1 protein-coding gene is annotated in these 773 nt (G+C 67.4%); it reads left to right on the top strand.

What is annotated here, in order from left to right; translation table 11 throughout:
• Positions 1 to 155: 155 nt before the first annotated feature.
• Positions 156 to 773: helix-turn-helix domain-containing protein (locus ACXMYJ_RS29265; RefSeq protein WP_460359569.1), on the top strand; the 618-nt coding region annotated here is incomplete at its 3' end.

Genomic DNA, 773 nt, shown 5'->3' with positions numbered 1-773 from the left:
CCCTCGATCGTGAACGTGAACATTTCCTGCCCAGCAGAATTCAGGCTCTCCTGACGCATCCGTGGGTGGTTGAGCGCGCCTGAAACGTGAGCACGCCGTTCCCTGTCTAGGTTTCTGAGCTGTCTAGGACCAGGAACCAGTGAGCGGAGAACGGCGTGCAGAACGCCACCTTATGGCGAGCCCTGTTGGGGGTCGAGAAGACAGTCGTGGAGGACATCGAGTTCGACGAGGACGAGCAGACTCTGGTGGCCTGCGTTCGGCCCGCGCGACGTGCGGGAGCTCGCTGCGGACGATGTCAGCGACGGTCTCCTTGGTACGACCGTGGCGAGGGACGTCGTCGGTGGCGGGCGCTGGACCTGGGCACCATCCAGGTCCATCTCGAGGCCGACGCACCGCGGGTCAACTGCCGCGAGCACGGGCCCACGGTCCGCGCGGTGCCCTGGGCCCGGCATGGCGCCGGACACACCACCGGGTTCGATGAGCAGGTCGCCTGGCTGGCCACCCAGTGCTCCAAGAGCGCGGTCACCGAGTTGATGCGGATCGCCTGGCGCACCGTGGGGGCGATCATCACCCGGGTCTGGGCCGACGTCGAGAAGCTGCATGACCGGTTCGCCGACCTACGCCGGATCGGGATCGATGAGATCTCCTACAAGCGCGGCCACCGCTACCTGACCGTGGTCGTCGACCACGACACCGGTCGGCTGGTCTGGGCCGCCCCCGGCCGGGACAAGGCCACCCTCGAGGGCTTCTTCGACGCCCTCGGTGAGGAGCGG

It is taken from the genome of Mycobacterium sp. ZZG (assembly GCF_054786995.1).
The sequence above is the reverse complement of the archived record's forward strand: the minus strand, read 5'-3'. Positions and strand labels throughout refer to the sequence as shown.